Origin of the sequence: Sphingomonas sp. Leaf32 (assembly GCF_001421765.1) — a bacterium.
GTDB lineage: Bacteria > Pseudomonadota > Alphaproteobacteria > Sphingomonadales > Sphingomonadaceae > Sphingomonas.
This window is the reverse complement of the sequence record NZ_LMLA01000008.1, coordinates 302,131-315,272: the sequence shown is the minus strand read 5'-3', so window position 1 is coordinate 315,272 and position 13,142 is coordinate 302,131. Positions and strand designations below refer to the sequence as shown.

General features: G+C 70.1%; 12 protein-coding genes. 4 read left to right on the top strand and 8 right to left on the bottom strand.

Going from position 1 to position 13,142, the window contains the following annotated elements:
* Positions 1-196 precede the first annotated feature (196 nt).
* The 4 genes from ASE83_RS18960 (at position 197) to ASE83_RS11960 (ending at position 4,371) form a co-directional block, all read left to right on the top strand.
* Complete coding sequence (locus tag ASE83_RS18960) at positions 197-1,111, top strand: DUF3088 family protein (RefSeq protein WP_235513231.1); 915 nt, start codon at positions 197-199, stop codon at positions 1,109-1,111.
* 121 nt (positions 1,112-1,232) lie between these two features.
* Complete coding sequence (locus tag ASE83_RS11970; protein WP_055790079.1) at positions 1,233-3,092, top strand: acetyl/propionyl/methylcrotonyl-CoA carboxylase subunit alpha; 1,860 nt, start codon at positions 1,233-1,235, stop codon at positions 3,090-3,092.
* Positions 3,089-3,538 (top strand): MaoC family dehydratase, encoded by a 450-nt coding sequence (locus ASE83_RS11965; protein WP_055790077.1) that lies wholly within the window; start codon positions 3,089-3,091, stop codon positions 3,536-3,538. Before ASE83_RS11970 ends, ASE83_RS11965 begins: the two co-directional genes overlap by 4 nt.
* Positions 3,535-4,371: an HpcH/HpaI aldolase/citrate lyase family protein gene (locus tag ASE83_RS11960; RefSeq protein ID WP_055790074.1), complete on the top strand. Its 837-nt coding sequence runs from the start codon at positions 3,535-3,537 to the stop codon at positions 4,369-4,371. The genes ASE83_RS11965 and ASE83_RS11960 overlap by 4 nt, the downstream gene beginning before the upstream one ends.
* Before the next feature lie 142 nt (positions 4,372-4,513).
* On the opposite strand, the gene ASE83_RS11955 is transcribed toward ASE83_RS11960, so the two are convergent.
* The 8 genes from ASE83_RS11955 to ASE83_RS11920 form a co-directional block, all read right to left on the bottom strand.
* Complete coding sequence (locus tag ASE83_RS11955; protein ID WP_055790071.1) at positions 4,514-5,182, bottom strand: hypothetical protein; 669 nt, start codon at positions 5,180-5,182, stop codon at positions 4,514-4,516.
* Between the two features lie 102 nt (positions 5,183-5,284).
* On the bottom strand, positions 5,285-7,054 hold the full coding sequence (locus ASE83_RS11950) for a sensor domain-containing diguanylate cyclase (protein ID WP_055790066.1): 1,770 nt from the start codon (positions 7,052-7,054) through the stop codon (positions 5,285-5,287).
* A gap of 47 nt (positions 7,055-7,101) precedes the next feature.
* Positions 7,102-8,004, bottom strand: coding sequence for an RDD family protein (locus tag ASE83_RS11945; RefSeq protein ID WP_235513230.1), 903 nt, complete (start codon positions 8,002-8,004; stop codon positions 7,102-7,104).
* On the bottom strand, positions 7,991-8,983 hold the full coding sequence (locus ASE83_RS11940) for a stage II sporulation protein M (protein ID WP_055790063.1): 993 nt from the start codon (positions 8,981-8,983) through the stop codon (positions 7,991-7,993). Before ASE83_RS11940 ends, ASE83_RS11945 begins: the two co-directional genes overlap by 14 nt.
* Entirely contained in the window at positions 8,980-10,212 is a 1,233-nt protein-coding gene (locus ASE83_RS11935) for a DUF58 domain-containing protein (RefSeq protein ID WP_055790060.1), read from the bottom strand. The genes ASE83_RS11940 and ASE83_RS11935 overlap by 4 nt, the downstream gene beginning before the upstream one ends.
* The gene (locus tag ASE83_RS11930; RefSeq protein ID WP_055790057.1) at positions 10,209-11,165 is read right to left on the bottom strand and encodes an AAA family ATPase; all 957 of its coding nucleotides are present in this window, start codon (positions 11,163-11,165) and stop codon (positions 10,209-10,211) included. Before ASE83_RS11930 ends, ASE83_RS11935 begins: the two co-directional genes overlap by 4 nt.
* Positions 11,162-12,388 (bottom strand): hypothetical protein, encoded by a 1,227-nt coding sequence (locus ASE83_RS11925; RefSeq protein ID WP_055790054.1) that lies wholly within the window; start codon positions 12,386-12,388, stop codon positions 11,162-11,164. Before ASE83_RS11925 ends, ASE83_RS11930 begins: the two co-directional genes overlap by 4 nt.
* Entirely contained in the window at positions 12,385-13,062 is a 678-nt protein-coding gene (locus ASE83_RS11920; RefSeq protein ID WP_055790050.1) for a DUF4129 domain-containing protein, read from the bottom strand. The genes ASE83_RS11925 and ASE83_RS11920 overlap by 4 nt, the downstream gene beginning before the upstream one ends.
* Positions 13,063-13,142 lie beyond the last annotated feature (80 nt).

Here is a 13,142-nt window from a genome sequence, read left to right as displayed (position 1 = left end):
CGTATCCCCGCGGCCTCCTTCCGTATCCCCGCGCAGGCGGGGTTCCAGAGCGAAACGGGCTGACGTCGGTTAGCGACAACCCTGGCCCCCCGCCTGCGCGGGGGTACGCGGTCGTGTCGCGTGACGTCGGCCACCCAAAACTGGACGTACCCCGGCCTGCGCCGGGGTACGAAGACTGGCGGAAGGAGAAGGTGGCATGACCACCATCTCCGGCCTCCCCCCCATCCGCCCGCCCGGCCAGCAGGATCCCGCGATCGTCCCCGGCAAGGCCACGCCGACGGCAACGCCGGCTTCCACCCCCACGACCGCGCTCGGCATCGACACCGTCGCCTATGACGCGATCGTCGCGATGGTCACCCGCGCCATCGCCAGCCTGCCGCCGGGCATGGCGCTGTCCAGCTTCATCGCCACCGTCGCCCGCGTGACGGCGGAGGTGGAGGCGCAACTCGCCGCACGCCCGCCGGCGGACGGGCAGGGCATCGCACCCTCGACGACGCCCCATACCGGCGGCACGACCACGCCGCTCCCCGAAGCGGTCGCCCAGCGTCTGGCCGCCGCCTTCGCCGCCGATCCCGTCGCCGCCCGCGCGGCGATCACCGATCCGCTGCAACCACCGCCGACCCATCCGACCGAGGTCAGCGCCCGCGACCTCGCGCTTGCCGCCGCTGCGCTGATGGGCGGCCGCGTCGACACCGACCGTCCGACCCCGACCGCCGACCGCCTCGCGACCGATCCCGACCGCCAGCCCCTCTCCACGGAACAACCCATGCGTGACCGCCTCTATCTGCTCGACCCGAGCTTCGCCGATCCGGCCTGGCCCGACCGGACCTTCTATTGCCGCGACTGCATCACGCTCGACGGCCTGCTCGCGCGCTTCCCCGACAAGGCGACGATGCTGGAGGTGATCCGCGTCCCCTATGCCCTCCCGCGGGAGGTGGTGATCGCGGCGGTGGGCGAGGGGCATCAGAACCTGCCGCTGCTGGTCCTTGCCCCCAATGCCGACCCCGCCCTTGCCGACGGACGGCACGACGGCACCTTTTTCGTCAGCGATATGAAGGGGTTGCTGCACGCGCTGCACATCCGCCACGGCTTTCCGGAGGCGCATCCATGACCCTTTCCTACAGCCCGGCTGCCGTGCCAGACCATCGGTTGCGCCACGCGACTGCGCCACGGGATCACGCGCGACACGCATTGCGCACGAGTGTGAACTTCGTGAACTTTGGAGCGGCGCGATGATCGAATCGCTGCTGATCGCCAACCGGGGGGAGATCGCCCGCCGCATCCTCCGCACCGCCCGCCGGCTGGGGGTGCGCACGATCGCCGTCCACAGCGACGTCGATGCCGGCCTGCCCTTCGTGCGCGAGGCCGATCAGGCGGTGTGCATCGGCCCGGCCCCGGCGCGCGAAAGCTATCTCGATCAGGCGAAGATCCTTGCCGCCGCCCGCGCCACCGGCGCGGCCGCGATCCATCCAGGCTATGGCTTCCTGTCGGAGAATGCCGAGTTCGCCGAGGCGGTCGTCGCCGCCGGCATCGTCTGGGTCGGCGCACCCGCCGCCGCCATTCGCGCGATGGGCCTGAAGGACGCGGCCAAGGCGCGTATGATCGCCGCCGGCGTACCCGTCACCCCCGGCTATCTGGGTGAGAACCAGTCGCCCGACCGCCTGCGCGCGGAGGCCGAGGCTATCGGGTATCCGGTGCTCATCAAGGCGGTGGCCGGCGGCGGAGGCAAGGGGATGCGCCGCGTCGACACCGCCGCCGCCTTTGCCGACGCGCTCGACAGCTGCCGCCGCGAAGCCGCCGCATCGTTCGGCGACGACCGGGTGCTGATCGAGAAATATATCCTGTCGCCGCGCCATATCGAGGTGCAGGTCTTCGGCGACACCCATGGCAATGCGGTCCACCTGTTCGAGCGCGACTGCTCGCTGCAACGCCGCCATCAGAAGGTGATCGAGGAAGCTCCCGCCCCCGGCATGGATGCCGCTACCCGCGCCGCCGTGTGCGACGCCGCCGTCCGCGCAGCGCGCGCGGTCGACTATGTCGGGGCGGGCACGATCGAGTTCATCGCCGATGCGTCCGAAGGGCTGCGCGCCGACCGCATCTGGTTCATGGAAATGAACACCCGATTGCAGGTCGAACATCCGGTGACCGAGGCGATTACCGGCACCGATCTGGTCGAATGGCAGTTGCGCGTCGCGTCGGGCGAGCCGCTGCCCCGCGCCCAGGACGAACTCTCCATCACCGGCTGGGCGATGGAGGCGCGGCTCTATGCCGAGAACCCGGCGACCGGCTTCCTGCCCTCTACGGGTAAGCTCACCCACCTGAAACTCCCGACCGACATCCGCGTCGATGCCGGGGTGGAACAGGGCGATGCGGTGACGCCGTATTACGACCCGATGATCGCCAAGCTGATCGTCCACGCCCCCACCCGCGCCGCCGCCGCCGCGAAGCTCGCCCGCGCCGCCGCGTCGGTACAGGTCTGGCCGGTCCGCACCAACGCCGCCTTCCTCGCCGCTTGCGCCGGTGACGCCGATTTCGTCGCCGAAGCGATCGATACCGGCTTCATCGAACGCCATGCCGACCGGCTGGTGCCCGATGGCAGCGCGTCCGACACCATCGCCGGGTCCGCCGCCGCCGCGCTGGTGCAGGGCGACCCGACCGATCCGTGGCGCGCGCTGACCGGCTTCCGCCTCAACGCCGCGCCCGACGACCGGGTCGCGGTGTCGATCGGCGGCACCACCCGCCTCGCCACGTCCGCCCCCGGCGGTGCCGTCGCGCAGGTCGCGCACGAGCGCGTCCTGTTCGCCGCCGGCGAAGCCTTTCCCTTCGCCGCGCCCGTCGCGGGGCAGGGCGGCGGCGCGTCGGCCGGCGACGGCGCGATCCTCTCCCCGATGCCCGGCCGGATCGTCGCGGTGGAGGTCGCGGCAGGCGACCACGTGACCGCCGGCCAGCGGCTGGTCGTGTTGGAGGCGATGAAGATGGAACAGGCGCTGCTCAGCCCGTTCGACGGCACCGTCGCCGATCTTTCCGCCACGGTCGGCGGGCAGGTCGCCGAGGGCGTGGTATTGGCCCGTATCGAAAAGGACGCCGCATGACCGGCCGCTTCTACGACGATTGGCAAATCGGCGACCTGATCGAGCATCCGATCCGCCGTACCGTGACCGAAACCGACAATCTGCTGTTCTCGGCGATGACCCATAACCCGCAGCCGCTGCACATCGATGCGGAGGCGGCGAAGGCGTCGGAGTTCGGCCAGATCGTCGTCAACGGCACCTTCACCTTCGCGCTGATGGTCGGCCTGTCGGTGGGGGAGACGACGCTCGGCACGCTGGTCGCCAATCTCGGCTATGACCAGCTGGTGATGCCCAAACCCGTGTTCCTCGGCGATACGCTGCGCGCCACGACCGAGGTCACCGCGCTCAAGGACAGTCGCTCGCGCCCCGATGCCGGCATCGTCACCTTCGCCCATGAACTGCACAACCAGCGCGGCGAGGTGGTGTGCCGCTGCCTGCGCACCGCGCTGATGCAGCGCCGGCCATGAAGCTCCGCTCGCTGCTGTTCGTCCCCGGCGACCGGCCGGATCGCTTCGCCAAGGCGGCGGCGAGCGGGGCCGATGCGCTGATCCTCGATCTCGAAGACGCGGTTGCCGCGTCGGCCAAGGTTACTGCCCGCGCCGCCGTCCACGACTGGCTGGGGCAGGGGGGACCGCTCCCGCGCTTTGTGCGGATCAACCCGGTCGAAGGCCCGCTCGCGCTCGCCGATCTCGACGCGCTGGCCGGCACCCGGCCCGACGGGATCGTGGTGCCCAAGGCGGAGGGCGCGGCGACGATCACCGCGCTCGATGCGCTGCTGACCCCGCGCGGGCTGGGCGACGTCCCGCTGCTGCCGATCGCGACCGAAACTCCGGCGGCGATCTTCCAGCTCGGCAGCTATGGGGCGGTCGCCCATCGCCTCGCCGGGCTGACTTGGGGCGCGGAGGATTTGCCCGCCGCGATCGGCGCGGCAACCTCGCGCGAGGCGGATGGCCGCTACACCGCGCCCTATGAAATGGTGCGCGCGCTCACCCTGTTCGGCGCGCACGCCGCCGGGGTCGCGGCGATCGACACGGTGTACCCGGCGATCCGCGACGAAGCCGGCCTCGCCGCCTATGCCGCCCGCGCCGTGCGCGATGGCTTTACCGGCATGATGGTGCTGCACCCGGCACAGGTCCCGGTCATCAACGCCGCCTTCACCCCCTCGACCGAAGCGGTCGCGCGAGCGCAGGCGATCGTCGACGCCTTCGCCGCGAACCCCGGCGCCGGGGCGCTACAGGTCGACGGCCGCATGGTCGACGCCCCGCATCTGAAGCAGGCGCGGCGAGTGCTGGCGATGTAAATCCTCCCCGGCACGGGGAGGGGGACCGTCGCCGAAGGCGATGGTGGAGGGGGATCGCCCCGCAACACAACCGTTTCGCATGTGGCCATCCCCCTCCACCATGCTGCGCATGGTCCCCCTCCCCGTACCGGGGAGGATCGGCTCACTCCACCGGCGGGCTGGGCGGCGGCGCGGCCAGCTTGCGCAGCGCCGCCGTCCGCTCCCGTTCCACCGCCGCCCGGTCGGTGGCCAGCCGCTTGCGCACCGCCAGATAATGCAGCGCCGCGCGGCGATCCTCCTCCTGCGTCAGTGTCGCGGGCAATTGCTGCGCGGCTTCCTCCAGCGCGGCGGGCGATGGCACCGGGGTGGCGGGGGGCAGGCCGGCATGGGCCTGCGACGCGACGTCGTACCAATGCGCGGCGGCTTGCGAAAATCCGGGGAGGGTCGCCGCCACCGCGTCGAACTGTTCCACCGCCATGGCGTGGCGCACCAGCTCCGCCTCGATCGGGATCAGCGCGCGTTCGGCCAGCAGCATCCGCAGCATCGCCGCATCACGGTCGAACCGCGCCCAGGCGGCATGGTTGAAGGCGTGCTGGCTGCGCTGCAGCGTCAGCGCGCGCAGCACGTCGTCGCGGTCGGGCTGTCGCCAGGCCCAGGCGATCCCCTGCACCGCGAACCACCCCCACGCCACCAAAGCGAAGCTGGACAGCGCCAGCAACAGGGTGCGCCAGCCGGGTTGGCCGGCCGATCCGGCGGCAATGCCGACCACGACCGCCGCCAGCGCCGCCGCCGCCAGCCCCAGTCGCGGGTCGCGATACCATGTCTCGCGCAAAGCAGCCTCTCCCCCTTTACCGATAGCCGGCGACCCTAGCACCGATCGCCCGGGCGTCGACACCGGCAAGTTGCGGGCGGCGTACCGCGTTGGGAATGGGGATCAGGCCGCCAGTCGCAGCCGGTCGCGCCCATCGGCCTTCGCGCCGTACAGCGCCCGGTCCGCCGCGCGCAGTGCCGCCACCGCGCTGCCGGTGCCGTCGACCGCGGCGATCCCGGCGCTGACCGTCAGCTCGACTACCGATGACCCGTGGCGCAGCCTGGTCGCGGCAAGCGTGGTGCGCAGCCGCTCGCACAGCGCATGGGCCTGTTCGATGCCGGTGCCGGGGAACAGGATGCCGAATTCCTCGCCGCCCAGCCGGGCGACGACGTCGCCGTCGCGGGTCACCCCGCGCGCGATCCGGGCGAATGCCTGCAACACATGGTCGCCGGCGTCATGGCCGTACCGGTCGTTGACCGCCTTGAAATGGTCGAGGTCGAACACCGCCACGCAGCCGGCGATGCCGCCCCCTGCCGCGACATCGATCCGCTGCGCCAGAGCGGCATCGAACACCCGGCGATTGGCGAGTCCGGTCAGCGGATCGGTCGACGCCGCGCGCGACAGTTCGGCCTCCAGCGTCTTGCGGTGCGACACGTCGCGGATCATCGCCACGCTGCCGGTGACCCGCCCGTCATCGTCCAGCACCGCGCGGGTATGCGATTCGAACCAGCGCAGCGCGCCGTTGGTCACCCGCGCACGATATTCGACGATCTGCGTACCCCCGACATCGGTCAGCGTGTCGCGATGGGCGATCAGCACCATGTCTCGGTCGAGCGGATGCACCAGCTCCAGCGCGCGGCGGCCGTGCAATTGTGCGGGACTGCGCCCGACGATCTGTTCGATCGACGGCGAGAGATAGGTGATCCGCCCGCCGGTATCGATCCCCAGCACGATGTCGGTCGAATGATCGGCCAGCAGGCGATAGCGCGCCTCGCTTTCGCGCAGCCGGCGGTACAGCGCCTGTCGCCGGCTGAGATCGGCGGCGACCGGAAAGGTCGTCAGCACGGTGCACGCCAGATAGAATTGGAAGAACTCCATGCGCGATTGCAGGTCGCCGCCGATGAAGCCGATCGGCCCCATTTCCTGCGACGTGGCATAGCCGCCGACCAGCGCCAGCACGATCGCCGACGCCGCCGCACCGGGCAATCCCAGCCGGAACGTGGTCAGCATGATCGGTAGTATGGGCAGGAACAGCAACGGTCGTTCGTTCTGCGTGAATACGGCGGCCGCCACGGCCAGCGTCGCGGTCAACAGCACGGCGGCCTCGACCCGCAATTGCCGGCTCGCACCGCGCCACGTCCGCCCGACCGCGCCGGTCAGCAGCAGCGATAGCACCGGCGTCATGGTAATCATGCTCAGGCTGTGGCCGACGAACCAGATGTGCCATTGCCGTTCGAACGGCAGGCCGAAGCGTATCGCGACGACGCTGGCGGCGGTGGTCGCGCCAAGGGCAGGAGCGACAATGCCGACCGCAGCCACGAACCGCCCGATCCGGTCGAGCGATCCGAAATAGCCCCGGCGCCCGCGCAGCTTGCGGAACAGCCAAGCCGCCACGCCGACCTCGCCCACCTTGGCGATCGCCATCGGCAGCGCGGACAGCACGCCGAACCCGAACAGCGACGTCGCCGCCATGCTGCCGATCGCCGCGCCGGTCAGGATCGATCGCCAATCGCGGCGCGGCCGGGCGATCAGCAGGGCCAGCACGAACGGCGTCGCGGGCGCCATGCTCGACAGCCCGCCACGGCCATTTATCAGAATGGTCGACGACGACAGCAGGAAATAGATCAGCGCCGTTGCCAGTCCGATCCGCTGCTTGGGTGTGCCTGTCGTCATGGCGGCTGCATGGCCGGGGGGCGGTTAACGCCGGGTATAACCGGCGGCTAACTTGCTCCAAACTGATCGAATTTATCCCGTTTTCGCTGCCCGAACAGCAATTTTCTTTCGAGGTGATGCCGCAGCGCCGCATAATATGCTTCGAGGAAGGCGAGGTCATACCCCTCTTCCTGCCGTCCGAGTTTCCGCCGGATCGCGGTTGCGACCGCATACAGGTCGGCACGGTCGTTCCGGCGCAGCACCTCTTCCAGCCGTTGCAGCTCCAACGTGCCATAGGTATCCAGCTCGGCTGCGGTGAACGGCGCGATCCGGGCGCGGTCATGTTCGTGCGCGGTCTGGACCAGCAGATCCTCGCCCAGCTTGCGCACCTCGCGCTCGACGACCCAGGTGCCGCCGATCAGGTCCCCGGCGCGTAACCGGTCGCGATTGAACAATGGCAGAAACAGCAGGATCGACGCCCATCCCAGCGCCAGCGTCGCGGTCCATGCGGTCGCCATCCCCTCCGCAAAGGCAAAGGCGAGGAAGAACAGCGGCAGGAACACCTCGATCTCGCGCATCAGGTTGCGGGCCAGCACCGCCGACCCGGTCAGCCGCCCGCCGTCGCGTGACACGACGCGCAGCTTCATCAGCCTTTTGCCCGGCGTCGCCGCGCGCTTGCCCGCTTCGAACAGCACGAAATAGAAATTGCGCAGCAGGAAGAAGCCCAGCAGCCACACGACCGCGTATAGCGACGCCGCCCCGCGCGGCCCCCCGATCGCGAGCGCCAGGATCAGCAGCGACGCCGCGACCAGCACCGCCACCATGATGATCGCATCGATCAGGAACGCCCCGGCCCGCGACCCCGCCGATCCCAGCCGCAGGTTGAGCGGCACGCCCTCGGGCGTGACCAGTTGCCGCTCCAGCGTGCGCGGCACGCGCGGACGGCGGGCCTTGCGCTCACGCCGCGCCACGACGGCCTCCGAAGGTGAAATAGAGCGTCCACAGCGCCAGCATCGCGCCGCCGACGGCCAGCCGCGCGCTGTCGTCGATCACCAGCTGGCGGGCGAACCCCTCCAGCAACCCCGCGACCAGCAGCATCAGGATGACGCCGATCATCACCACCGCCCCGCGTCGTCCGGCATCGGCGGCGGCGGCCATGCGCGTGCGCTCGCCCGGAAAGGCGACCGCGCGGCCGATATGCAGCCCCGCCGCCGCCGCGATGGCGATCGCGGCGATCTCGGTCGTGCCATGGATCATCAGCCACGCGAACAGGCCCCAGCCCAGGCCGTGCGGCACGAACGCGGCGAACATCGCCCCCGCCATCGCGCCGTTCTGCACCGACAGGATGATGGTGGGTACGCCGAACAGGAAGCCCAGCGCGAAGGCCATGATCGCGACCTGGGAATTGTGGGTGAACAGCGAGGTGGCGAAGACGTGCAGCCCGCCCTGGTCCGGCGGCGAATAGAGCGAGGCGCGCAGCGTCGCCGCGCTGGCGTTCATGTCGCGCCCGCTCGCCAGTTCGGGGGAGATCATCGCCGAATACCATGCCGGGTCGGTACGCACGAGGTGATAGGCGGCAACCGCGCTCAGGATCAGCAACGCGGTCGCCAGCAACAGCTCGGGGGCGATAGACCGTACCGCGCGCGGCCAGCCGGAGAGGAAGAACGTCCTCACCTGTCGCCACCACGGTTCGCGCGCCGAATAGAGCGCGAAATAGGCCCGCGTCGACAGCGCCTCCAGATAGCCGACCAGCGATGCGTCGAGCGACGTCGCCCGCGCGATCGATAGCGCCGACAGCGTGGCGCGATAGAGGCGCGGCAGGTCGATCAGGTCCTCGTCCGACAGCCGGCGCGGCGATTTCTTCTCCAGCTGGTCCAACAACGCCTCAAGCCGCGCCCAGTCGCCCTCGCGCTCGGCCCGGAAATGACGGGTGGCGAAGGTGACGGTCATCGGCCGCGCTCCCGGTGGGTCAGATAGCGTTCGACCAGCGCCAGCGGCATGGCGTCGGCGGTCGCCTCGATCACGTCGATTCCCATCCGCCGCAGCCGTTCGACCACGATCGCCCGGTCGCGCAGCAACAGGTGCGCGACATCGGCGCGGACCAGATCGTCGGCATGGGCCGGTTCGGCATCGCGCAGTGCTTCCAGTTCGACATCGCGGAACAGCACGAACAGCACGCGGTGCCGCTTGAGCATACGCTGCGCCGCCGCCAGCAGCAGTTCGGCGCTGGTCGTGTCGGTGAATTCGGTGAAGAGCACCACCAGCGCGCGCCGGTCGAGTTTCTGGTCAAGCGTGACGAGGCCGAGCGTATAGTTGCTCTCCTCCACGCCGTAATCGATGTCGGCGGCGGCGTGGTGCAGCCGGGCGAAGCCGCGCGTGCCGCCGCCGATGCTGCCGCTGTCGACCTGCGGCCGGGCACCGAACGAATAGAGCCGCACCCGGTCGCCGGATTTCAGCGCGACGAACGCCGCCAGCAGGGCCGACGATACCGCGCGATCGACACGCGGAACATCGCCGACCGGATCGGTCATCGCGCGGCCGGCGTCGACCGCGAACACGATCATGTTGTCGCGTTCGGTGTGAAACTCCCGCGCCAGCAGCGATGCGTGGCGGGCCGATGCCTTCCAGTCGATCGACCGGCGTTCCATCCCGGCCTGAAAATCGGTCAGCACCTGGAAATCCTGTCCATCGCCATGGTCGCGGCGCATCCGGTTGCCGATGCTCAGGCTGTTCAGATATTGCCGCATCCCCTGGTCGCGGACCGGGCGGATGTCGGGCAGGACGGGGATGTCGCGATCGGCCTTCGCGCTCGCCTGTCGCCACGCCAGTCCCATCGGCCCTGCCTGCCGTGCCCAGAGCCGCCGCAACCGCGCCTTGCCGCGTCGCTCCGCGCGAAAGCTGCCGGGAGCGGTGCGTTCGACCGGACCGTCGAACGCCGCGGCGACGTCGGCGCTGCCCAGCGTAAACGTCTCGCCGATGTTCAGCGTTGCGGGCAGGCCCTCGGGCATCGCCAGCACCGGCGTCTTCGCCAGCACCGCATCGGCCACGATCAGCACGAGCACGCCCATGATCCACAGCGGCGCGGCGATCCACGCCGCCGGCGCCAGCACGCCCAGCGCCAGCCCGACCGGCGCGGCGAGCGCGGTCAGCTGGATCGCGCGGGGCGTGGGGACGATCATCGCGGCGCTTCGACCGATGCGATCAGGCTGGCGACGACGTCATCGACCCGCCGCCCGTCGATCTCGGCGCTGGGCGACAGGATCAGCCGGTGGCGCAGCAGGGCGGGGGCCAGCGTCTTCACATCGTCGGGAATGACATAATCGCGCCCGTCGAGCGCCGCGCCCGCACGCGATGCCGCCGCCAGCGCCGATGCCGCGCGGGGCGAGGCACCCGACGACAGGTCGCCATGCTCGCGCGTCGCGCGGACCAGCCGCACGATATAGTCGATCACTTCGTCGACCAGTCGCACCTGCCCAACGGCATCGATCGCGGCGGCGATGGCTCCGCTGCCGGCGACCTGCGCCACGCCCGAATCCTGCGGGGCGGGGGTGCCGGTGCGCGTGCCGTACTGCGCGACGATCGCGCGCTCGGCATCGATGTCGGGCCATCCGATCGCGATCTTGAACAGGAACCGGTCGAGCTGCGCCTCGGGCAGCGGGTATACGCCCTGCTGTTCGATCGGGTTCTGCGTCGCGACCACGGTGAAGCGGTCGGACAGCATCTCGGTCCGCCCGTCGATGGTGATGCGCCGCTCCTGCATCGCCTCCAGCAGCGCGGCCTGCGTCTTGGGCGGGGTACGGTTGATCTCGTCGGCCAGCAGCAGTTCGCAGAATACCGGCCCGCGCGTCAGCGCGAATTCCGACGTCTGGAAATTGAACAGATTGGACCCGATGATGTCGCCGGGCATCAGGTCCGGCGTGAACTGGATGCGCCCGAAATCGAGGCCCAGCGTGCGTGCGAAACTCTGCGCCAGCAGCGTCTTGGCCGTTCCCGGCGGTCCTTCCAGCAGGACATGACCGGCCGAGAACAGCGCGATGGTCAGCAGGCGGACGGCGCCCGCCTGTCCCACCACCGCCTTGCTGATCTCCCGGTCGATCGCCGATCCCAGCGACCGTACCTCGTCGAGCGTCATGCGCCTGTTTCCTTCTTCCATGCGGTGAGGTCCCGTGCCGCCGCCAGTGCCGCACCCTCGGTGCGGGCATCGCGCAGGCGACGGTCGATGTCGGAATAGCCGGGATGCACCCGGTCGAGCCGTTCGGGTGCGGGCTGCTCGCCCGTCAGCAGACGGCGCGACAACAGCTCCAGCATCATGTCGGCATAGCGCGGTCCGACCAGTGGCGTGCGTCCGGCCAGCCGGGTCAGCGCCACGATATTGTCGATCAGCGCGCGCTTGCCCGCTGCCACCGCGCGCTTTTCGGTCAGCGGCGGCCCGAACCGCCCGGCGGCGGCGATTCCGGCCAGCACGGCGGCGGCGATCAGCGCCAGCGTGACGCCAAGGAACGGCGGCAGGAACAGCAGCTTGACCAGATTGCGGTCGCCCCGTGAAAAATGCAGCGTGCGGTCGAACACCGCGCGCCCGTCATGCTCCGGATCGATCGCGCGCAGCATCGCCAACGCGGCCTTCGCATTGCGTTCGTCGGCCATGGCGCGGTTGTTGACCAGATCGGGATCGACCAGCACGAACGTATCGCTCGTCCCGATCTGCCCCAGCACCGCCGCCCCGTCGCGCGCGCCGATCAGCGGGGTGATGTCGTCGCCCATCACCGCATTCAACTCGCGGTCGGGCAGCGCAAAGGATCGCAGGCCGGGATAGTTGGCGGGCATGATGCCGACATTGGACCGGTCCTCGCGATGCCAGTCGACCTTGGTCGGGACCAGCCGCGCCAGCTTGGCCATGTCCGCCTCGCCGGTCCGTCGCACCCGGCCGCCCTGCAACGGCAGCTTTTCGACCTGCCATTTGGGCAGGATGATAAGCGTCGCATAGCGCATCAGCGGATGCCCTTCCCTGGCGACGAAATCGTCACCGCCGGTCATCGCCGATGCGAACGCGATGCGCTTGTCGACGATCGCCTTCACATCCTCCGGCCGGGTGGCCTCGGTCGGGGTCAGGATGAGGATCGCCGATGCTACCGTTGGTGCGGACACCTCTGTCTCCGGCGGCTGCACCGCCGCGACCAGCCGCTGGAACGCGTGATAGCCGGCGCCGTCCTTGCGATCCGCCGCCGGCGCGTCGCCGGTCGCGCGGGCGATTTCGTCGCCGAAGCCGGACATCAGGATCGAGGCGAGCAGCAGCAGCGCGCCGCCGATGACGAGGATGACGACCGTGCGGACGGCAAAGGGCGAGGATTGTTTCACCGCGCACCCTTCAGCGCGAAGCCGGCATAGTCGGCGCGCGCGCGCTGCCAGTCGTCCATGCCCAGCGCCCGCCCGCCGAACAGGCTGCGCTCGACCGCCGCGACGATTCCGGCGAACACGCCGCGCGCATTGTCGGGCAGGGCATCGGCGCGGGCGATGTCGCGGCTGGTATCGGCCGGGCGCACCACGTCGCCGCGCCACGCGACGATGTCGTCGATGCTGCGGAACAGCAGCAGGTGGACCGCTTCGTCGAACCTGCCCGCCGCCGCCAGCGCGTCGGCATCCTCCAGCAGCGCGCGGGCGCGGGTTTCGGTCGGTGCCCAGCCGGGCGCATCCTCGACCATGCGGTTCCGGCCGAGTTTCTCGGCGATCCACTGGCGCAGCGACGGCACCAGCGCGAACAGGAGCGCGACGACGATGACGATGCCGATGACCCACAGGATCACCCGCCAGCCGCCGCCGACCCACTGCACGAAATTGCCGATCGCGCGCAGGACCGGTTCGAGCCATTCGGGCGGCGGATCGCGCGGCTCCACCACCTTTTGCGGCAGGTCGAACTGGATCGACGGATCGGCGCGGATCGCCTTCCACGCGGCATCGACCTGCGCGGAATCGACCGGCGGCACCGACGCGGCGGCATGGTTCAGTCTGTCCGCCCCTTCCGCCCCCGCCACGTTGCTATTCCCCCTGCCGCCCCCGGTGACGTGGGCACGCTTGGAGCAAATCGCCGATTTACATGCAACGCTTTTCCACC

Bases quoted from the DNA above. Each gene is read 5' to 3' on its own strand.
- ASE83_RS18960 (WP_235513231.1), top strand. From the start codon at position 197: ATGACCACCATCTCCGGCCTCCCCCCCATCCGCCCGCCCGGCCAGCAG.
- ASE83_RS11970 (WP_055790079.1), top strand. From the start codon at position 1,233: ATGATCGAATCGCTGCTGATCGCCAACCGGGGGGAGATCGCCCGCCGC.
- ASE83_RS11965 (WP_055790077.1), top strand. From the start codon at position 3,089: ATGACCGGCCGCTTCTACGACGATTGGCAAATCGGCGACCTGATCGAG.
- ASE83_RS11960 (WP_055790074.1), top strand. From the start codon at position 3,535: ATGAAGCTCCGCTCGCTGCTGTTCGTCCCCGGCGACCGGCCGGATCGC.
- ASE83_RS11950 (WP_055790066.1), bottom strand. From the start codon at position 7,054: ATGACGACAGGCACACCCAAGCAGCGGATCGGACTGGCAACGGCGCTG.
- ASE83_RS11940 (WP_055790063.1), bottom strand. From the start codon at position 8,983: ATGACCGTCACCTTCGCCACCCGTCATTTCCGGGCCGAGCGCGAGGGC.
- ASE83_RS11935 (WP_055790060.1), bottom strand. From the start codon at position 10,212: ATGATCGTCCCCACGCCCCGCGCGATCCAGCTGACCGCGCTCGCCGCG.
- ASE83_RS11930 (WP_055790057.1), bottom strand. From the start codon at position 11,165: ATGACGCTCGACGAGGTACGGTCGCTGGGATCGGCGATCGACCGGGAG.